This is a genomic window from Poseidonocella sp. HB161398, from assembly GCF_005870025.1.
GTDB lineage: Bacteria > Pseudomonadota > Alphaproteobacteria > Rhodobacterales > Rhodobacteraceae > Mangrovicoccus.
In genome coordinates, this window is sequence record NZ_VATA01000003.1 from 46,831 (window position 1) to 67,410 (window position 20,580).

Below are 20,580 nucleotides of genomic sequence, written 5' to 3' on the forward strand. Positions count from 1 at the left end.
TCCGTGTCTTGGGAGCAACAGGCGTGACAGGTTTGACTTGGGCGAAGCTCGTGATCCTCGGATTGGCAGCCGGCGGGGCCTATGGCGTCTCGATTCTGGCGGTCGATTACGTGGAGACCCGCAACAGTTCGGAGGTCAGTGCGGCGCTGGACGCCGAGGGGCTCGACTGGGCGGTGGCGGCGCCTGACGGCATGCGCATCGTGCTGGGCGGCACGGCGCCGGACGAGGCGGCGCGGTTCCGCGCGCTGACCGTCGCCGGGCGCACCGCCAATCCCGCGCATGTCGAGGACCGCATGGACGTGGCCGAGCCCGAGGACATGCCCGCGCTGACCTACGAGCTGGAGATCCTCCGGAACGGCGACAGCGTGCTGATGCACGGGCTGATCCCGGTGGGCGAGGATAGCGGCGACGACCTGGTCGGGCGGATCCGCGCGCTGATGCCCGGGGCCGACATCTCCGACATCGTCACCGAGTCGATGGCGCCGCTGCCCGAGGGCTGGCGCGCCGCGGCCGATCTGGGGCTGAAGGCGCTGACCGGGCTGCCCAATGTGCGGGTGGAGATCACTCCGGCGGCGGTCACGGTCGACGGCGTCGCCCTCGAGGGCCCCGCGGGCGCCGGATGGCAGGCCCGCTTCCTCGACGGCGCGCCCGAGGGGATCGAGGTCGCGGTCAGCCTGCGCCAGCCGCGCGAACGGCTGAGCCCGTTCCAGCTGAGGGTGTCGAATGACGGCTCCGGCGTCGTGCTGGAGACCTGCGCGGCGGAATCGGGCGCCGATCTCGACCGCATCGTCGAGGCGGTGGCCGCGGTGGACGGGATCGACGACGGCACCTGCCGGGTCGCGCTCGGCGCGCCGGACCGCCATTGGGCGGCCGCGGCCGAGGCGGCGATCTCGGCGCTCGACGGGCTGGGCGAGGGGGCGATCACCATCAGCGACAGCACCGTCACCGTGCTGCCCGGCGCCTCGATCGCGCCCGAGGCGCTGTCGGCGGCGGGCGATGCGCTGCGCCAGGCGCTGCCCTCGGGCTACCGCCTGTCGCTGATGCCGGTGCCGAGCGGCGACGATGCCGAAACCGGGCCGCGCCTGAGCCTCAGCCGCAGCAGCGAGGGACCGGTCACGCTGCGCGGCCCGCTCTCGACCCAGCGCGACGAGGCGGTGCTGGCGAGTCTCGCCGCCGCGCGCTTCGGCGCCGACAGCCTGACGCGCGTGATCAGCCTGTCGGGCGACCTGCCGCAGGGCTGGGACCTGCGCGCCCTGGCCGCGACCGAGGCGCTGGCGCTGCTCGACGAGGGCCGGGTGGAGATGACGCCGGACGCGATCGCCATCACCGGCAGCTCCGCCGCCGAGGACGCCGCCCGCCGCATCACCGCCGAGCTGCACCGCACGCTGGGCCAGGAGGCGGTCTTCTCCGTCGACGTGGCCTATGTTGCGCCGCCGCCGGAGGAAGAGCCCGGCCCCTCGCCGCGCGCCTGCGTCGAGGCGGTGAACGGCATCCTGCTGGATGACAAGATCGATTTCGAGCCGGGCTCGGTGGAGCTGGGCGCGGACGGGCTGGAGACGGTGGACCGCATCGCCGAGGTGCTGCGCGGCTGCCCCGACGTGGCGATGGAGATCGGCGGCCATACCGACAGCCAGGGCCGCGAGGAGATGAACCAGCTGCTCAGCCAGGCGCGCGCCGAGGCCGTTCTGTCGGCGCTGGCCGGGCGGCGGGTGCTGACCTCGCAGCTGACCGCGAAGGGCTATGGCGAGAGCCAGCCGATCGCCGACAATGGCAGCGAGGACGGGCGCGAGGCGAACCGCCGCATCGCCTTCCGCCTGGTGACTGGCGAGGAAGGGGCCGCCGGCGGGGCAGGCGCCCCGGCCGGGGAAGACGCGGACGCCGCGCAAGAGGAGGCTGCCCCCGATGGATCGAACTGAAACCCTCATCGCGGTGATGGTGCTGCTTTTCGGCGCCTTCCTCCTTGGATTCCTGACGCATTGGGTGGTCACGCGGCTGTCGCGGGTCTCGGATGCCGAGCTTGGCCAGCTTGATTCCATGGCCGAGGAGCTGCATCGTGCGGAAGAGGAGCGGGACGCGGCCCTGGCGCTGCACCACCGCGCCGAGCACAAGCAGCGCGGCGAAGCGGGCGAGCTGCGCTCGGAGCTGAAGCTGACCCGCGAAGCGCTGCGCCAGTCGCGGGCCGAGGCCGAGGAGCTGCGCGCCTATATCGAGGCGCAGAGCCAGCGGGGGCTCTGACCCCCGTCCGCCGCGGCGTCCCGGCGGCAGGGAGGGATATCTTAAGACCTTTCCTGCCATGACTTTCCGCGGCTGCCTTTCCGGGGGCGGCGCGGCGAAGGGAGGACCGATGACGAAGCTCGACCGATTTCTGCAGGCCCAGGAACGGGATTACCCCTATGCGATGCAGGAGATCCTGGGGGGCCGCAAGCAGACCCACTGGATCTGGTACATCTTCCCCCAGCTGCGCGGGAACGGGCATTCCGAAAAGTCTATGTACTACGGGATCAAGGATCTGGGGGAGGCGCGCGACTACCTGCACAATCCGATCCTGGAGCTGAGGCTGCTGGCGGCGATGGATGCGATGATGTTCCACCGCGACCGCCCGGCGATGGAGGTGCTCGGCTCCACCGATGCCGCCAAGCTGCGCTCCTGCGCGACGCTCTTCCATCTGGCCCGCCCCGAGGAGCCGATGTTCAAGGCGGTGCTGAAGACCTTCTTCAAGGGCACGCCCTGTCCGCTGACCGTGAAGGCTGTCGACCAGTTCTCCTGAGCCCAGGCGCGCTACTTGCGGCCGATCTTCGGCTCGGTTCCGGCGACGATCCGCGCGATGTTCGGGCGGTGGCGCAGGAAGACGAGCACGGCCAGCACGATGCACAGGAGCACCATCTGCCCCTGATCCAGCGCCAGTGCCCAGAGCGGCGAGAGCGCTGCGGCGACTAGCGCAGAGAGCGACGAGATCCGCAGGAGCAGCGCGGTTGCCAGCCAGGTTGCGCAGGCCGCGAGCCCCACGGGCCAGCTCAGCGCCAGCAGCGTGCCGAGGAAGGTCGCCACGCCCTTGCCGCCCTTGAATTTCAGGTAGACCGGGAAGCAGTGCCCGAAGAAGGCCGCGGCGCCCGCGATCTGCGCCGCATCCTCGCCCCAGAGCGCCCGCGCGATCAGCGCCGCGGCCGCCGCCTTGCCCGCATCGAGGACGAGGGTCAGGAAAGCGGCCGGCTTGCTGCCGGTGCGCAGCACGTTGGTCGCGCCGATATTGCCCGAGCCGATCTTGCGCAGGTCGCCCAGCCCGAAGAGCCGCGCGATCACCAGCCCGAAGGGCACCGATCCCAGCAGGTAGCCGCAGAGCGCCGCGAGCTCCAGCCAGGGCAGGGGCGTGGTCAGCGGCGGCGTCATCGGGCGTAGACCCGGCGGCCGCCGACCCAGGTGCCCAGCACGCGGCCCTGCATGCGCTCGCCGTCGAAGGGGGTGTTCTTGGATTTCGACTGCAATGTGGTGCGGTCGAGCACATAGGGCGCGTCCGGATCGAAGAGCACCAGATCCGCCGGGGCGCCGGAGACCAGCCGCCCGCCCTCGAGCCCGAGCCGCCGCGCCGGGTTCAGCGACAGCGCCGCGAAGAGCTGCGGCAGGCCGATCTGCCCGCCATGGTAGAGCCGCAGCGCCGCGGGCAGCAGCGTTTCCAGCCCGACCGCGCCCGAGGCCGCGGCCTCGAAGGGCAGGCGCTTGCTTTCCTCGTCCTGCGGCGTGTGCATCGAGCAGATCACGTCGATCTGCCCCGCGGCCAGCGCCTCGACCATCGCCAGCCGGTCCTCCTCGGCGCGCAGCGGCGGCTTGACCTTGAAGAAGGTGCGGTAGCCCGCGATGTCGAATTCGTTCAGCGTCAGGTGGTGGATCGAGATCCCCGCGGTGACGTCGAGCCCGGCCTCGCGCGCGCGCAAGAGCGCCGGCAGCGCCGCGCGTGTGGTGATCTGGTCGACATGGTAGGCCGCGCGGGTCATCTCGACGATGGCCATGTCGCGCTCCAGCCCCATCCGCTCGGCCATCGGCGAGACCGCCGGGATGCCGTAGAGCGACGAGAACTTGCCCGAGGTCGCGGCGGCGCCGCGGCTCAGTACCGGGTCCTGGACATGGCCCATCACCAGCGCGCCCAGGCTCTTCGCATAGGTCAGCGCGCGGGACAGGACCTTGCTGTCGGTCACCACATGGTCGCCGTCGGAGAAGGCCACCGCGCCGGCATCCGAGAGAAAGCCGATCTCGGTCATCTCGCGGCCCTCGCGGCCCTTGGTCAGCGCGGCCATCGGCGCGATCCGGACGGGCGAGACCTCCTGCGCGCGGCTCAGCGCGAAGCTCAGCACCTCGGGCGTGTCGATCGCCGGGGCGGTATCGGCGCGGGTGACCATCGTGGTCACGCCGCCGGCCGCGGCGGCCAGCCCCGCCGAGCGGAAGCTCTCCTTGTGGCGCTCGCCGGGCTCGCCGACCTTGACGCCGAAATCGACGATGCCGGGGGCCAGGCAGGCGCCGCCGCAGTCGATCCGTCCGGCATCGGGGAAGGCGCCCTCGGGCAGCGGGCCGGAGATCAGCTCGGCGATCGCGCCGTCGCGGATCAGGAGCGCGCCCGGTCCGTCATGGCCGCTGCCGGGGTCGATCAGGCGGGCATTCTGCAGAAGCGTCGGGCGGGGGGTGTCGGTCTGGGTCACGGGGCTCGGTCGCTCGGGTCTCGGAAGGGGGGCGGTGTCGGCGCCCCCCCTGATCGGACAGGGAAGGGCCCGCGTCAAGGTCCGGCGTTCGGGGCATCCGCCGCGCGGATCTGGCTGCGCTGCACCTGGCGGGCCAGATCGTAGACCTTGCGCGCCTCCGCGATGCGCCGGAACCCGGCGCGGGAGCGGCCCGAGACCAGCACCGATCCCGGCGGCCCCTCCTCGTAGACCAGTCCGGTTTCGGGGCGGATCGCCCAGTCGCGCAGCCGCTTGCGCCCGAAGCCGGAGGTGGCGACCAGCATCCGCTCGCTGGTCAGCGTGTACCAGCTCTGCGAGCGCTCATAGGCGTCCATCACCGGCCCGCCGACGGCCGTGCGCAGCCCGAGCGCGACGAAGACCAGGCCGAAGGCGGCCGGAATCAGCCCCGCCATGCTGCTCAGCGCGAGATCGACGAGGCCGCGGCCGCAGATCGCACCGCCGACGAGGATGAAGACCGTCCCGACCGCCAGCTTCACCGGGCGGATCGCGGCGAGGTCGATGCGGCTGTCGGGCTGGCCCTGCCACAGGATGCGTTCGCCGGGATTGAGCAGACCGGACCACGGGTCGTCCTGCATGGGCGCCTCCTTTTCTTGCGCGCTCTCCCGAGGCATAGGCGCCGGGGGCGGGCCGGGGAAGCCCGGGATTTGTCGCGATTGCCGCAGGTCCCGGCCGGAAGCTGGAAAAAAAGTGAAGCGACCGGCGGCGGAATGTATGGAATCATCCGTTAGCATAGGGTTGGCCGCCGGGGGGCGGCTCAAGCCATTTTGACAGGCCGGGAGCTGCCCGGCAGAGCGGACAGGGTCGGTATGGGGTTTTTGCGCAGGATCGTGATCGGGCTGGTGCTGATGGCGCTGTCTCTCGGGGCGGTGTCCCTGGCGGTCTACAAGGTGGTGGGCGCGATCCGCATCGCGATGAGCGACAGCGCCCCGCCGCTGGCGCCGCGCGAGGTCGTGCGCAGCGTCAACACCGTCGTCTACGCCCCGGGCGAGCATCTGCCGGTGCTGACGGCCTATGGCGAGATCCAGGCGCGCCGCATGCTGGAGATCCGCGCCACCGCCGCGGGCACGGTGGTGGAGCTGGCGCCGAATTTCGAGGATGGCGGCCGGGTCGCCGCGGACGAGCTGCTGGTGCGGGTCGATCCGGTCCCCGCCCAGGCGGAGCTTGACGTGGCGCGGGCGAACCTGTCGGAGGCCGAGGCCGATCTGCGCGACGCGGAGCGCAGCCTCGATCTGGCGCGCGAGGATGTCGAGGCCGCGGGCGAGCAGTACGCGCTGCGGCGCAGGGCGCTGGACCGGCAGCAGGATCTGGTCTCGCGCGGGGTCGGCACCGCCGCGCTGGCCGAAGAGGCGGCGCTCAGCGCTTCTTCGGCGCGGCAGGCCGAGGTTTCCGCGCGCCAGGCGCAGGCCACGGCGGAAGCGCGGATCGACACCGCCCGCACCGTCCGCACCCGCGCCGCAATCGCCGTCTCGGAGGCCGAGCGCACCCTGGCGGAGACCGAGATCCGCGCCCGTTTCGCCGGCACGCTGAGCGGCGTGACCCTGGTCGAGGGCGGGCTGGTCAGCACCAACGAGATCCTCGCCCAGCTGGTCGATCCCGACGCGCTGGAGGTCGCCTTCCGCATCTCCACGGCGCAGCATGCGCGGCTTCTCGATGCCGAGGGGCGGCTGAGCGGCCTGCCGGTGACGGCGGTGCTCGACGTCGCCGGGCTGGAGCTGGAGGTTCCCGGGGTGATCGACCGCGAGAGCGCGATTGTCGGCGACGGCCAGACCGGGCGGCTGGTCTATGCGCGGCTCGACCGCGCCGCGGGGCTGCGCCCGGGCGATTTCGTCACCGTCAAGGTCGCCGAGCCGGTGCTCGAGCAGGTGGCCGAGCTGCCCTCGACCGCGCTGGGGCCGAACGGCATGGTGCTGGCGCTGTCGGAGGACGACCGGCTGGAGGAAGTCCCGGTGGAGCTCCTGCGCCGCCAGGAGAAGACCGTGCTGGTGCGCGGCGATCTCGAGGGGCGACGCGTCGTTGCCGAGCGCACGCCGCTTCTGGGCGCGGGGCTGAAGGTGCGCCCGGTCGCGCCGGAGCCCGCCGACGGCACGGCGGCCGAGGAGATCTCGGAGATGCTGGTGCTCGATCCCGCGCGCCGCGCGCGGCTCGTCGCCTTCGTCGAGGGCAGCGCGTCCATGCCGGGCGAGGTGAAGTCGCGGCTGCTCGGGCAGCTCGGCGCGGAAGAGGTCCCGGCGCGGATCGTCGAGCGGCTGGAAAGCCGCATGGGCAGCTGAGGGCGCGCTGATGGGGGGCATCCTGGGCTATTTCACCCGCCACGCCACGGCCGCGAACCTGCTTCTAGTGATCATGGTGGTCTTCGGCATCGCCGCGCTGCCGCAGATGCGGGCGCAGTACTTTCCCGATGTCGTGGTCGACGAGATCGATGTCCGCATCCCCTGGGACGGTGCCGGGCCCGAGGATGTCGACCGCGCGGTGATCGAGCCGCTGCTGCCGGCGCTGATGGTCGTCGAGGGGCTTGCCACCAGCTCCAGCCGCGCCAGCGAGGGCGTGGCGCGGATCGAGCTGGAATTCGAGCCCGGCTGGGACATGGAGCGCGCGGTCTCCGACGTGCAGGCGGCGGTGGACGGCGTCACGACGCTGCCCGAGGATTCCGATCCGCCCGAGGTGACGCGCAGCGCCTGGCGCGACCGGGTGACGGACGTCGTGATCTCGGGGCCGGTCGGGGTCGACCAGCTGGCGCGCTTCGCCGACGAATTCACCCAGCGGCTCTTTGCCGAAGGGGTGACGCGCACGACGATCCGCGGCATTGCCGCGCCCGGCACGGTGGTCGAGGTCCGCACGATCGACCTGATGCGCCATGACATCACCATGGCAGAGCTGGCGCAGGTGATCGGCGTGGCGGCCGACACCAATCCGGCCGGCGATGTCAGCGGCGCCAATGCCCGCGTGCGCACCGGCACCGAGCGGCGCGCCGCCGACCAGGTGGCCGAGGTGCCGATCAAGATCCTCGATGACGGCTCGGCACTGACCGTGGGCGATGTCGCCACCGTCCGGCAGGAGGGGCTCGACCGCAACCGCAGCTATTTCACCGGCGTCCATCCGGCGCTGTCGATCCGGGTCGACCGCTCGCCCCAGGGCGACGCCATCGGCATCCAGCGCCAGGTCGAGGCCGCCGCCGCCGAGATGAAGACCGGCCTGCCGCCGCAGATGCAGATCGACCTGATCCGCACCCGCGCCGACCAGATCACCCAGCGGCTGGAGATCCTGATCACCAACGGCATCCAGGGGCTGGCGCTGGTTCTCGTGCTGCTCTTCCTCTTCCTCAATGCCCGCACCGCGCTCTGGGTCGCGGCGGGGATCCCGGTCTCGATGCTGACCGCGCTGGGGCTGATGTGGGCGGGCGGGCTGACGCTGAACATGATGTCGCTCTTCGGGCTGATCATCACGCTCGGCATCGTCGTCGACGACGCGATCGTGGTGGGCGAGCATGCCGACTACCGCTACCGCCATCTGGGCGAGGGGCCCTACGGATCGGCCGAGCGGGCGGCGCGGCGGATGTTCCTGCCGGTGCTCTCGGCGACGCTGACCACGGTGATCGCCTTCTTCGGGCTGACCTCGATCGGCGGCCGCTTCGGCGAGATGATCGGCGACATCCCCTTCACCGTGATCGCGGTGCTGCTGGCCTCCCTGGCCGAGTGTTTCCTGATCCTGCCGAGCCACATGGCGCATGCGCTGCACGCGCAGGAGGGCGGGCGCATCCCGTGGTACGACAAGCCCTCGCATTACGTGAACAAGGGATTCGACCGGCTGCGCGACGGCGCCTTCCGCCGTTTCGTCGCGCTGGTGCTGCGCGCGCGCTACGTGGTGGTCTCGGGGGCGCTTCTGCTCCTGGCGCTGCAGGTCGTGCCGCTGATCACCGGCGAGCTGCGCTGGCGCTTCTTCTCGCCGCCCGAGCAGTCCTCGGTCTCGGGCAATTTCGCGATGATGCCGCTGGCCACGCGCGAGGACACCATGGCCCAGATGCGCGAGCTGCAGCGCGCCGCGGACAAGGTCGGCGCCGATCTGGAGGCGGAATACGGGATCAACCCGGTGACCTACGTGATCACCGAAACGGGCGGCAATACCGGCCGCGGGCTTGCCGGGACCGAGAATACCGATGCCGACCTCCTGGGCTCGATCGCGATCGAGCTGGTCGACCGCGACGCGCGGCCCTTCGATGCCTCGGTCTTCGTCTCGCGGCTGCAGGAAGAGGCGCGGCAGCTGCCCCTGGCCGAGACGGTCAGCTTCCGCTCCTGGCGCTATGGCGGCGATGACGACAATCTCGACGTCCAGCTCTACGGCGCCGATCTGCGCCAGCTGAAGATCGCCGCGGAGGCGCTGAAGGCGCGGCTGGCGGAGTATCCCGAGATCAGCTCGATCCAGGACAACCTGCCCTTCGACAAGGACCAGTTCGTGCTCGACCTGACCTCGAAGGGGCAGGCGCTCGGCTTCACCACCGAGGAGCTGGGGCGGGTCCTGCGCAACCGGCTGAACGGGATCGAGGCGGCGACCTATCCGGCGGGGCTGCGCACCGGCACGATCCGGGTGGAGCTGCCCGACGCTGAGCGCGGCGCCGACTTCCTGGAATCGATGATGCTGAAGGCGGGCTCGGGCCAGTACGTGCCCCTGACCGACCTGGTGACGGTGCAGCGCGAGAGCGGCTTCGGCACGATCCGGCGCGAGGACGGGCTGGCGGTGCTGTCGGTCACCGGCAACCTCTCGGACGACGATCCGGCGCGGGCCTCGGTGATCGAGGCAGCGCTGCGCGACGAGATCCTGCCGGCCTTCGCCGGGAGCATGCAGGTCAATTACCGCTTCGCCGGCATGGCGGCGGACGAGGCGCGCTTCCTTGACGATGCCGAGACCGGATTCATTCTCTGCCTCCTCGGCATCTACCTGGTTCTGGCCTGGATCTTCGCCAGCTGGACGCGGCCGCTGGTCATCATGTCGATCATCCCCTTCGGCCTGGTCGGCGCCTTCTGGGGGCACCGGCTGTGGGACATGTCGGTGTCGATGTTCTCGGTGATCGGGCTGATCGGCATGACCGGGATCATCATCAACGACTCCATCGTGCTGATCTCCTCGATCGACGAGCGGGCGCGCTCGCGCGGGCTGGTCCCGGCGATTCTGGACGGCACGGCGGAGCGGCTGCGCCCGGTGCTGCTGACCACGCTGACCACGGTGCTGGGGCTGGCGCCCTTGATGTACGAAAGCTCGCGGGCGGCCGAGTTCCTTAAGCCCACGGTCATCACCCTGGTCTACGGTCTGGGCTTCGGGATGCTGCTGGTGCTGCTTCTCGTGCCGGCGCTCCTGGCGATCGGGCAGGATCTGCGCCAGGCGATGGCCAGCCAGCGCAGGGCGCTCGACCGCCGCTCGGGACCGGGGCGGCCGGTCGCGGCGGTCTACGGGCTCTTGGCAGCGGGCTGGTTCTGGGCGACGCTGGGACAGCGGATGCTCGAGGGCGCCTCGCCGGTGATGGCGGCGCTCGGGGCCGGGCAGGGGCTGGGCGCCACCTATGGCGTCTTCGCCCTCGGCGCGGTGGCGATCGGGCTTGCGGTGCTCGCGGTTTCGGCGCTGGTCCTGGCGCTGGCGCGGCGCCGTCCGGCCTGAGGCGCGGCTCTGCCCGCAGCCTGCCGAACGGGCAGCTGCGGCGCCAGCGGCGCGCGCTTGGGCAGCCGGCGGAGCGGCACGCTCACTTCTGCGTGCAGCCCCGCAAGCATGTTGGCCGGTCCGGATCTTGCCCGGATCATGGTCCGGCGAAGCAGAGAGAGGAGGCGCGACAATGCGGCTTGCACCGATGCTGCCATGGCTGGGGCTGCTCCTGGGGGCGCTCTGCGCCTTGCCCGCAGCGGCGCAGGACGTGGAACTGGAGCTGGTGCTCCTCGCCGATGCCTCCGGCTCCATCGACCAGTCCGAAACCCAGTTCCAGCGCCAGGGCTATGCCAGCGCGATCACCTCCGACGAGGTGCTCGACGCGATCGGCAAGACGGCCTATGGCGTGATCGCGGTAACCTATGTCGAATGGGCCAGCGCCGGAGAGGAGGACGTGGTCGTCCCCTGGATGCTGGTCGACGGGCCCGACAGCGCCGCGCGCTTCGCGGCCGCGCTTCTCGAGCCGCCGCGCCGCGCCTACGGGCGCAACGCCATCGGCTCGGCTCTGCTGACCGGCATGCGGCTGATCGAGGAGAACGAGTTCGACGGCTGGCGCAAGGTGATCGACTTCTCGGGCGACAGCGCGAACAGCTGGAACGGCCCGCCGGTCGACAGCGCCCGCGCCGAGGTTCTGGCGGCGGGGATCACGATCAACGGGCTGGCCATCCTCTGCCGCAGCTGCAACGGCCGCCCGGCCAGCAGCGACCTGGCCGAGCAGTACCGCGACCGCATCATCGGCGGCCCGGGCGCCTTCGTCGTCGCCGCCGAGAGCCGCGAGACCTTCGCCATGGCGGTGCGCCGCAAGCTGATCCTGGAAATCGGCGGCATCCATGGCGGCCCGACCTTCGCGCTGGAAGACTGAACGCGGCGGACCCGGGCGGTCCCTGCGCTCGCGCATCCGGCTCGAAGGCAGGGCAGACCGGGCGGACCCGCTGCACTGTCTCCTCCTTTTCGCCAGGCCAAGAGCTGCCGAACTGCGTTCCTGCGAGTTCGAGCCTTGCGGGGTCGCGGACGAGGCCGCGCCGTCCCGGTGCGTCGTCGAGCTGCCGAGCCCGGCCGGTTGGGCCCGGCCGGGCGTTCGCGAAGCCCCCGCGGCTTCATGGCCGTCGCGCAGGGGCCGCTTCTGATCTGTGCGACCGCTGCCTGTCCGCCTCCCATTGAGCCATGCCAGCATGTGCCGCTGGGCCCTGCTGCACGGGCTGTTCTGTCCCGCCCGGTGACGGTGCCAGCCCGCTCCGGGCGGACCGGGGCCGCTTGGGAGGTGGCGAGCTTTGCTCTGCCAGGATCTTGCCCCGGGCCAGCAGTGCGGCTGCGTCCGGTCACGTCGCGTCCGCTCTCGGACTTGACCGTCCGGGCGCGGCACCCCGGCGGCGGATGACGGCCCGGTGCCCTGCGGTGCCGCCTCCCGTCTGGCGACCGGATCGGACGGCTCCGCGTTCGGTCGCTTGCCAGGGAGGCCTTCGGCTTTCCTCCGCGCGAACACGCGCAATCCGGGAACAAGGCGGTCCTTGCCTCTGTGCCAGATCGGCGTGTTTCCTGCCGGGATCAGCAGCGCCGAGGCGGGCCACGGGACCCGGCCTGACCGGCCCCGGCGTTTCGTCGCTCTGGCGCAGTGATGCTCCTGTGGCACGACGTCTGGCAGGCCCGCGTGGCGGTGATGTCTCCGCTCTGCGCATGGGCGGCCTGTCCGTCGGCGGAGGCGCATCCGGACCCGCCGCAAGAAGGGTCCGGGACCGCTGGGCGGCGCCGGGGCTCAGACCAGGCGCGGGGTCTCGGCGATGCGGCCCTGGTCTAGGCGGATCGTCCGGTCCATCCGGGCCGCGAGCTCGGGATTGTGGGTCGCGATCAGCGCGGCGGTGTCGGATTCGCGCACCACGCGCAGCATCACCTCGAAGACCTGGTCGGCCGTCTCGGGGTCGAGATTGCCGGTCGGCTCGTCCGCCAGCAGCAGGCTCGGACGGTTGGCGAGCGCGCGGGCCAGCGCCACGCGCTGCTGCTCGCCGCCCGAAAGCTGGGAGGGACGGTGGTCGCGGCGGTGGCTCAGCCCGACCTCGGCCAACAGCGCCTCGGCACGGGTCATCGCCGCGTCGCGGGACTGGCCCTCGGCCATCTGCGGCAGGGCGACATTCTCGGCGGCGGTGAATTCCGGCAGCAGGTGGTGGAACTGGTAGACGAAGCCGATCTCCGAACGCCGCGCGGCGGTGCGCTGCCGCTCGGTGCGGCCGTTCATCGCCACCCAGCCGAGCCAGACCTCGCCCGCATCGGGACGGTCGAGCAGCCCGGCGATATGCAGGAGCGTCGACTTCCCCGCCCCGGAGGGCGCCATCAGCGCCACCATCTCGCCCGCGTCCACGCTCAGCGAGGCGGCGTCGAGCACCTTGACCTCGCGCGGGGTTCCCGGCGCGTAGACGCGCGAGACGTTTTCGAGCTTCAGGACCTGGTCATTCATAGCGCAGCGCATCCACGGGGTTCATCCGCGCCGCGCGGCGGGCGGGAAAGATGGTGACGACGAAGGACATGCCCAGCGACAGCGCGACCGCCGAGAGCACGTCCCCGGCCTGCAGCTTGGCGGGCAGGTGGTAGATGCCGCGGATCGACGGATCCCAGACGCCGCCGCCCGAAAGCGCGTTCACCGCCGCGAAGATCGGGTCGATATAGATCGCGAAGAGGCAGCCCAGAACCACGCCCATCAGCGTCCCGGCAATGCCGGTGGCGGCGCCGCAGAGGAAGAAGATGCGCAGCACCGCGCCCTCGGTCAGGCCGAGGGTGCGCAGGATGCCGATGTCGCGGCCCTTGTTCTTCACCAGCATGATCAGCCCCGAGACGATGTTCATCGTCGCGATCAGCACCAGCACCGAGAGGATGACGAACATCACGTTGTCCTCGACGGTCAGCGCGCGCAGGAAGGCGCCGGAGGCGTCGCGCCAGGTATAGAGCACCTCGTCCTCGCCGAGCTGGGCGGCGATCTGCGGGATCAGCCGGTCGACATGCTCGGGATCGGAGACCATGACCTCGATCCGGTCGGCGACGCCCTCGCGGTTGAAATAGGACTGCGCCTCGGCGAAGGGCATGTAGACCCGCACCTGGTCGATGTCGTAGCGCCCGGCCGAGAAGATGTAGGCGATCTCGTAGCTGGCGGTGCGCGGCGAGGTGCCGAACGGGGTCTTGGCGCCGTCGGGCGAGATCAGCTTGACCCGGTCGCCCACCGTCGCGCCGAGCGTGCGCGCCACGCCCGAGCCGATGGCGATGCCCTCGCCGAAGCGGCCGAGATCGCCATAGCCGGTGGCCGGGTCGATCACCCTGGGCAGGCTGTCGAGATCGTCGCGGGTGATGCCGGTGACCTGCACCCCGGCGGCGCGGCCCTGGAAGCTGGCCATCACCTGGCCGGTCACGACCGGCGCGGCCGAGGTGACGCCGGGCACGGCGCGGATCTTCTCCGCCAGCGCCTCGTAGCCCTCGAGCGTGTCGGAGGAATTGCCGTTGTCGTCGTAGCGGGCGAGCCCGTAGACGGTGACATGGGGGTTGGCGCCGAGGATCGTGTCGACGAATTCGGCGCGGAAGCCCGCGCGCACCGACAGCGTGGCGATCAGCGCGAAGACGGCGAGGGTGATGCCGACCAGGCTGATCCAGGTCATCACGCTGACCCCGCCCTCGGCGCGTTTCGCGCGCAGGTAGCGCCAGGCGATCATCCGCTCGGGGGCGGAAAACGGGAATGTCATGCTGCAGGGGCTCCGGCGGTTCTCGGGCGGAACCTGTGCCAGGACCGCCCGGAGGTCAAGGTGCGCGCCCCGGGGACCGGGACGGCCGGGCGGGGATCAGCCGGCCGGGCAGCCGAGCGTTTCGGCGGCGCCGTTCTGTCCCAGCACGGTGATGCGCAGCTTCGAGCGGTCGAGCGCGAAGGGCGCGGCCTCCGGCGGGACCAGGTCGGCGGTGGCGATCAGCCGGTCGCCCTGGCGCGAGACCTTGGGTTCGGAGACCCAGACCTCGCCGCCCGGCAGCTCCATCACCGCGACTTCGGAGCCGCCCTGCGGCGCCAGCGCCAGCGACGCGGTGACGCGCAGCCCGTCGCGGATCGGCGCGACCTCGCAGCTGGCCTTCTTGATCCGGGCGGGATCGGGCTGGGCGGCGAAGGCCTTGCGGATCACCTCGGGCTCGGATTCGCGCGCCTCGGCATAGCTCTCGTTCACCGCGACGCAGATGTCGCGGCACAGGCCCAGCTCGGCCTGGCCCGCGATGGTGACGGGCCTGGCGGGATCGGCGGGGACCAGCTCCACCGGCAGGACGACCTCGCCGGAATAGCCCAGCGTCCGCTGGCCGTAGCTGTCGAAGATCTCGGGGCGGGGCCAGTGCAGCCGCACCGCCTTGAGATTGTCCGACCCGCTCCAGTCGAAGCGCGGCGGCACGCCGACATCGCCGGGGCTGCGCCAGTAGGTGCGCCAGCCCTCGGCCACGCGGATGCGCAGCCCGGCCACCACGGTGCCGTCGGGCTTCACCCAGCCGTCGACGACATCGACATGGACCAGGTCATTGTGATCGGCCGCCGCGGGAAGGGCGGCGAGGCAGGCCCAGAGGGCGAGGCTGAGGCGGGCAAGGCAGGCTTTCATGGATAGCGTGATTACCAGATCGCCGGGCCGGAAAAAGTCACATTGCGGTTAGCCATGTGTCAGTTGCGGCACGGCCGCACTTGATGATTGCCCGAGGGGCTGCCAATTTGGACGTATGGATGACCCCGAAGACTTCGATCTCAGCGGCAAGGTGCTGATTGCCATGCCCGGAATGGGCGATCCCCGCTTCGAGAAGGCGGTGATCTTCCTCTGCGCTCACTCCTCTGACGGCGCGATGGGGCTGATATTCAACAAGCCCGCGCTGGATGTCAGCTTCTCCGACCTGCTCGAGCGGCTGGAAATCACGCCGGTGGCCGGCGCCTCGGTGCCCGCGATCTTCGTCGGCGGACCGGTGGAGCATGCCAGGGGATTCGTCCTGCATTCCGCCGACTACGCCTCGGAGAACACCACGCTGCAGGTCGACGACCAGTACGGCATGACCGCGACGGTCGACGTGCTGGAGGATATCGCCCGCGGCTTCGGCCCGAATTCGGCGCTGCTGGCGCTCGGCTATTCCGGCTGGGGGCCGGGGCAGCTCGAGGACGAGATCGTGCAGAACGGCTGGCTGGTCTGCGATGCCGATGACGCGCTGGTCTTCGGTCCCGATCCGGGCGGCAAGTGGGAAATCGCGCTGTCGCGGCTGGGGGTCGATCCGCTGACCCTTTCCGCCGATGCGGGCCGGGCGTGACGCCCCGCTGATGCGCCCTCTCGACATGACGTTCGCCGGCGCGCTGGTCGCCGGTCCCTCCGGGCTGGAGCCGCGCCCGCTGGCGATTGCCGGCGGGGTGATTGCCGATGCGCCGGCCGGGCGCGAGATCCGGCTGGAGGGCTGCACGCTGCTGCCCGGGATCGTCGACTTGCATGGCGACGGGTTCGAGCGGCACCTGGCGCCGCGCCGCGGGCTGGTCTCGGACCTGGCGCGCGGGCTGGTCGCGCTCGATGCGGAACTGGCCGCCTCGGGGATCACCACCGCGGTTCTGGCGCAGTTCTGGTCCTGGGAAGGCGGCATGCGCAGCCCGGATTTCGCCAGGCGGCTGGCCGCGGCGCTGGAGGAGGCGCGGCCGCGGCTCCTGACCGAGATGGTGCTGCAGCTGCGGCTGGAAACCCATCTGACCGACCAGTTCGGCGAGGTCGCCGACTTCGTCGAGCGCCACCGGATCGGCTATGCCGTCTATAACGACCACCTGCCGCATGCGGCGCTGCGCAAGGGCCGGACGCCGCCGCGGCTGACCGGCCAGGCGCTGAAGAGCGGGCGCAGCCCCGAGGCGCATCTGGCGCTGATCCGCGAGCTGGCCGCGCGCGATCCGGAGGTGCCCGGGGCGCTGGCCGAGCTCTCGGCGCGGCTGGGCGCGATGGGCGTGCGGCTCGGCAGCCATGACGACCCCGACCCCGCTCGGCGCGCGCAGATGCGGGCGCTGGGGTGCGGCATCGCCGAATTCCCCGAGACGATGGAGGCGGTGCGCGCGGCGAAGGCGGCGGGCGACGCGGTGATCCTCGGCGCGCCGAACGTGGTGCGCGGCGGCAGCCATGCCGGCAAGATGGATGCCCGCGCGGCGGTGGCCGAGGGGCTCTGCGACGCGCTGGTCTCGGACTACCACTATCCGGCGCCCTCGGCGGCGGCCGCGGCGCTGGCGCCGGGCGGCGGAGCAGGGGCCTGGCATCTGGTCTCGGAGGGGCCCGCGCGGGTCATGGGCTGGTCCGACCGCGGCCGCCTGGCGCCGGGGCTGCGCGCCGATCTGGCGATTCTCGGACCCTCGGGCGATGTCGAGGCGACGGTTTCCGCGGGCCGGATCGCCTTTGCCCGGGGTGCCGTCGCGGCAGCGCTGTTCGGCTAGCGGGGGCCCGCGCAAGGCCGGCTTTTCCTTGCCGATCAATGCGCTTCCGGCGCCCGCTAATTGTGCGCGGCGCGATTCCGTCGCGTCGCCTGAGCGAAAGATGCTTGAATCGCGTTTTCAGCCTATGTCGGATGCAGGGAGTGCCGGGGGCCAGAAGAGCCCGCCCGGCCGACAGGGATTTTCAGGGAGACACCTGCATGACGCTCAACACGGTGCTGCGCGCGACCGCGGCGACACTCGTTCTCGGAACCGGCGCCGCGGCCTTCGCCGCCGATCCGCAGCCGGGCGAAACGCTGGCGGACAGCCAGACCTTCGCCTACCGGCTTCTCGACGAAGTGCCGACGATGGACCCGCAGCTCAACGAAGACGTCTCCGGCTCCAATGTGCAGCGCGACCTGTTCGAAGGCCTGATGAACCAGGATGCCGAGGGCAATCTGGTGCCGGGCGTGGCGACGGGCTACACCACCTCCGACGAGAACCGCACCTATGTGTTCACGCTGCGCGAGGACGCGAAATGGTCGAATGGCGAGCCGGTGACGGCGGGCGATTTCGTCTATGCCTGGCGCCGCGCGATCGATCCGGCCACCGCCTCGCCCTATGCCTGGTTCGTCGAGATGACCACGATGGCCAATGCCTCGAAGATCCTCGCGGGCGAGCTGCCGCCCGAGGAGCTGGGCGTCGAGGCGGTGGACGACCACACGCTGAAGGTGACGCTGGAGGAATCGATCCCCTATTTCGCCGCGATGACCACGACCTCGACGCTGTTCCCGGCGCCGCAGGCGGTGATCGAGGAATACGGCAGCGAATGGACCCGGCCGGGCAACATCGTCTCGAACGGCGCCTATGTGCTGTCCGAGCACGTGCCGAACGAGTACCACAAGCGCGTCAAGAACCCCGAATACTGGGATGCCGACAACGTCCATATCACCGAGGTGACGGGTCTCGTCATCAATGACGTGAACCAGGCGCTGACCCGCTATCTCGCCGGCGAGCTCGACATGATCGAGCCGCTGCCGGTCGGCCAGTTCCCCGAGCTGAAGGAGAAGTATCCCGACCAGGCGACCTCGGTGCCGCGGCTGTGCAACTACTACTACACGTTCAACATGACCGACACGGCCAACCCCGCCATCGCCGACGAGCGGGTGCGCCGCGCCATGTCCTATGCGATCGACCGCGACGTGATCGTCAATGCGGTGCTCAAGGGCGGGCAGGCCCCGGCCTATATCTTCACGCCGCCCTTCACCGCGGGCTTCGACGCGCCCGCGCCCGCCTATGAGGGCATGACCCAGAAGGAGCGCGACGCCGAAGCCGTGCGGCTGATCGAGGAGGCGGGCTATGGCAAGGACAACCCGCTGACGCTGCGGCTGATCTACAATACCGACGAGAACCACAAGAAGATCGCCACCGTCATGGCGCAGATGTGGAAGCAGAAGCTGGGCATCAGCGTCACCATGCAGAATTTCGAGTGGAAGACCTTCCTCGAGATCCGCAAGAACCAGGAATTCGACGTCGCCCGCGGCGCCTGGTGCGGCGACTACAACGAGGCCTCGACCTTCCTGCAGCTGATGGTGTCGGACAATTCCCAGAATGACGGCCGCTACGCCAATGAGCAGGTCGACGCGCTGATGCTGGAATCGAAGACCATGGAGGATCCGAACCCGAACTATGCCGAGGTCGAGACCATCCTCGAGGAGGACGTGCCGGTCATCCCGGTCTACCACTATGCCAACGTCTTCATGCTGAATTCGGCGATCAAGGGCTGGCCCTACGAGAACGTCGAGAACAACTGGTATTCCAAGGACTTCTACAAGGTCGCCGAGTAACCGCCACGGGCCCCGCCCGGTGCGGGGCCCCAGCCTTGGAAGATTTTCATGGTTTTCTACGTGATCCGGCGGCTTCTGGTCGCCATTCCGACGATCCTTGTCCTGATCGTCCTGTCCTTCCTGATGATGCACTACGCCCCCGGCGGGCCCTGGACCTCGGAACGCGCCTTTCCGCAGGCGGTGATCGACGCGCTGAACGCGAAATACGGGCTCGACGAGCCGCTCTGGAAGCAGGTCGCCAGCTATGTCTGGAACATCGTCGCCCATTTCGATTTCGGCCCCTCGCTCTACTACAAGGACCGCTCGGTCTCCGAGCTGATCGCCCAGGGCTTCCCGGTGACGCTGACCTACGGGTTCTGGTCCTTCGTGGTCGCCGTGCTGGTCGGCGGATCGCTGGGGATCGCGGCGGCGGTCTGGCACAACAGCTGGCTCGACTACCTCGCGGTCGGCATCTCGATCGGCGCGCAGGTGCTGCCGAATTTCGTCATGGCGCCGATCCTGGTGCTGGTCTTCACGCTCTGGCTCGGCTGGCTGCCGGGCGGCGGCTGGCAGGGCGGGGCGCTGCCCTATGTCGTCATGCCGGTGATCGCGCTCTCGACCAGTTTCATGGCCTCGATCGCGCGGATCACCCGCAGTTCCATGCTGGAGGTGCTGAACGCCGGCTTCATCCGCACCGCGCGGGCCAAGGGGCTGCCGATGCGGCGCATCGTGCTGCGCCATGCGCTGAAGCCCGCGCTGCTGCCGGTGATCTCCTATCTCGGCCCGGCCTTCGTCGGCATGATCACCGGCTCGGTGGTGATCGACATCTACTTCTCCACCGGCGGGATCGGCCAGTACTTCGTCAATTCGGCGCTCAACCGGGACTATTTCGTCATCATGGGCGTGACGATCCTGACCGGCGCGCTGACCGTCCTGTTCAACCTCGTGGTCGATATCCTCTACGCCTGGATCGACCCGAAGATCCGCTATTGAGGGAGCAGCCATGGCAGTCCTGATCGGAGGCCGCCGCGCGCGGTCGATGCCCGCGGGCCGGTCGCTCTGGAGCGATGCGCGGCACCGCTTCTTCAAGAACCGCGCCGCGGTGGCGAGTCTTGCCGTGCTCGTCCTCGTCGCCTGTTTCGCCGCCTTCGGCGGGCTCGCGGCGCAGTGGTCGAACGAGGATATCGACTGGGCGGTGCTGGGCGACGTGGCCACGATGGGCCGCCCCTCGCTGGAGACCGGCCACTGGTTCGGCACCGACGAGCTTGGCCGCGACCTCTTCGCCCGGGTGGTGCAGGGGACGCAGATCAGCCTGATGGTCGGCATCGTCGGCGCGCTGATCTCGGTGGTCGTGGGCACCGTCTACGGCGCGATCGCGGGCTATTTCGGCGGGCGGCTCGACAGCGTGATGATGCGCATCGTCGATATCCTGATGTCGGTGCCCTACATGTTCGTGCTGATCCTGCTGCTGGTGATCTTCGGCCGCTCGGTCTTCATGCTCTTCGTCGGCATCGGGCTGATCTCCTGGCTCGACATGGCGCGGATCGCCCGCGGCCAGACGCTGACCATCAAGCACCGCGAATATGTCGAGGCGGCGCTGGCGATCGGGGTCGGGCCCTTCACTATCATCCGCCGCCACATCATCCCGAACCTGCTTGGCGTGGTCATCGTCTACGCGACGCTGCTGGTGCCGAACATGATCATCTACGAGAGCTTCATCAGCTTCCTCGGCCTCGGCGTGCAGGAGCCGATGACCAGCTGGGGCGCGCTGATCTCGGATGGCGCCTCGACCATGCAGTACGGCACGCTCTGGCAGATCGGCTTCCCGCTCTTCTTCTTCACCGTGACGCTCTTCGCCTTCTTCTTCATCGGCGACGGGCTGCGCGATGCACTCGATCCGAAGGACCGCTGAGAATGGCAACTC

General features: G+C 70.3%; 17 protein-coding genes. 11 read left to right on the top strand and 6 right to left on the bottom strand.

The window, feature by feature from the left end:
- Positions 1-23: 23 nt before the first annotated feature.
- From FGX59_RS03280 to FGX59_RS03290, 3 genes are all read left to right on the top strand, one after another.
- The gene (locus FGX59_RS03280; protein ID WP_138465091.1) at positions 24-1,916 is read left to right on the top strand and encodes an OmpA family protein; all 1,893 of its coding nucleotides are present in this window, start codon (positions 24-26) and stop codon (positions 1,914-1,916) included.
- Entirely contained in the window at positions 1,903-2,235 is a 333-nt protein-coding gene (locus FGX59_RS03285; RefSeq protein ID WP_138465092.1) for a hypothetical protein, read from the top strand. Before FGX59_RS03280 ends, FGX59_RS03285 begins: the two co-directional genes overlap by 14 nt.
- Before the next feature lie 109 nt (positions 2,236-2,344).
- Entirely contained in the window at positions 2,345-2,767 is a 423-nt protein-coding gene (locus FGX59_RS03290) for a DUF1810 family protein (RefSeq protein ID WP_206078281.1), read from the top strand.
- An 11-nt stretch (positions 2,768-2,778) separates the two neighbouring features.
- Here FGX59_RS03290 and plsY read toward each other — a convergent pair whose 3' ends face one another.
- The 3 genes from plsY to FGX59_RS03305 form a co-directional block, all read right to left on the bottom strand.
- Positions 2,779-3,387, bottom strand: coding sequence for a glycerol-3-phosphate 1-O-acyltransferase PlsY (gene plsY, locus FGX59_RS03295; protein WP_138465094.1), 609 nt, complete (start codon positions 3,385-3,387; stop codon positions 2,779-2,781).
- Positions 3,384-4,688 carry a dihydroorotase gene (pyrC, locus tag FGX59_RS03300; protein ID WP_138465095.1) on the bottom strand — a complete coding sequence of 435 codons (1,305 nt, stop codon included), beginning with the start codon at positions 4,686-4,688 and terminating at the stop codon, positions 3,384-3,386. Before pyrC ends, plsY begins: the two co-directional genes overlap by 4 nt.
- Positions 4,689-4,762: 74 nt before the next feature.
- On the bottom strand, positions 4,763-5,302 hold the full coding sequence (locus tag FGX59_RS03305) for a hypothetical protein (protein WP_138465096.1): 540 nt from the start codon (positions 5,300-5,302) through the stop codon (positions 4,763-4,765).
- A 231-nt stretch (positions 5,303-5,533) separates the two neighbouring features.
- Between FGX59_RS03305 and FGX59_RS03310 the strand changes: the two genes are divergently transcribed.
- From FGX59_RS03310 to FGX59_RS03320, 3 genes are all read left to right on the top strand, one after another.
- Positions 5,534-6,997, top strand: coding sequence for an efflux RND transporter periplasmic adaptor subunit (locus FGX59_RS03310; RefSeq protein ID WP_138465097.1), 1,464 nt, complete (start codon positions 5,534-5,536; stop codon positions 6,995-6,997).
- A gap of 10 nt (positions 6,998-7,007) precedes the next feature.
- A complete protein-coding gene (locus FGX59_RS03315) occupies positions 7,008-10,373 on the top strand; it encodes an efflux RND transporter permease subunit (protein WP_138465098.1) in 3,366 nt (1,121 codons plus the stop codon).
- 172 nt (positions 10,374-10,545) lie between these two features.
- Positions 10,546-11,277, top strand: coding sequence for a DUF1194 domain-containing protein (locus FGX59_RS03320; RefSeq protein WP_240722230.1), 732 nt, complete (start codon positions 10,546-10,548; stop codon positions 11,275-11,277).
- An 891-nt stretch (positions 11,278-12,168) separates the two neighbouring features.
- On the opposite strand, the gene FGX59_RS03325 is transcribed toward FGX59_RS03320, so the two are convergent.
- From FGX59_RS03325 to FGX59_RS03335, 3 genes are all read right to left on the bottom strand, one after another.
- Entirely contained in the window at positions 12,169-12,864 is a 696-nt protein-coding gene (locus FGX59_RS03325; protein WP_138465099.1) for an ABC transporter ATP-binding protein, read from the bottom strand.
- The gene (locus FGX59_RS03330; RefSeq protein ID WP_138465100.1) at positions 12,857-14,134 is read right to left on the bottom strand and encodes a lipoprotein-releasing ABC transporter permease subunit; all 1,278 of its coding nucleotides are present in this window, start codon (positions 14,132-14,134) and stop codon (positions 12,857-12,859) included. Before FGX59_RS03330 ends, FGX59_RS03325 begins: the two co-directional genes overlap by 8 nt.
- Before the next feature lie 96 nt (positions 14,135-14,230).
- Complete coding sequence (locus tag FGX59_RS03335; RefSeq protein WP_138465101.1) at positions 14,231-15,019, bottom strand: protein-disulfide reductase DsbD domain-containing protein; 789 nt, start codon at positions 15,017-15,019, stop codon at positions 14,231-14,233.
- Positions 15,020-15,134: 115 nt separating this feature from the next.
- Here FGX59_RS03335 and FGX59_RS03340 point away from each other — a divergent pair, with 115 nt between their 5' ends.
- From FGX59_RS03340 to FGX59_RS03360, 5 genes are all read left to right on the top strand, one after another.
- Entirely contained in the window at positions 15,135-15,707 is a 573-nt protein-coding gene (locus tag FGX59_RS03340) for a YqgE/AlgH family protein (protein ID WP_138465102.1), read from the top strand.
- A 25-nt stretch (positions 15,708-15,732) separates the two neighbouring features.
- The gene (locus FGX59_RS03345) at positions 15,733-16,854 is read left to right on the top strand and encodes an alpha-D-ribose 1-methylphosphonate 5-triphosphate diphosphatase (RefSeq protein WP_240722231.1); all 1,122 of its coding nucleotides are present in this window, start codon (positions 15,733-15,735) and stop codon (positions 16,852-16,854) included.
- 197 nt (positions 16,855-17,051) lie between these two features.
- Positions 17,052-18,677, top strand: coding sequence for a peptide ABC transporter substrate-binding protein (locus tag FGX59_RS03350; RefSeq protein ID WP_138465104.1), 1,626 nt, complete (start codon positions 17,052-17,054; stop codon positions 18,675-18,677).
- Between the two features lie 48 nt (positions 18,678-18,725).
- Positions 18,726-19,649: an oligopeptide ABC transporter permease OppB gene (gene oppB / locus FGX59_RS03355; RefSeq protein WP_138465105.1), complete on the top strand. Its 924-nt coding sequence runs from the start codon at positions 18,726-18,728 to the stop codon at positions 19,647-19,649.
- A 10-nt stretch (positions 19,650-19,659) separates the two neighbouring features.
- Positions 19,660-20,568, top strand: coding sequence for an ABC transporter permease subunit (locus FGX59_RS03360; protein ID WP_138465106.1), 909 nt, complete (start codon positions 19,660-19,662; stop codon positions 20,566-20,568).
- Positions 20,569-20,580: the final 12 nt, after the last annotated feature.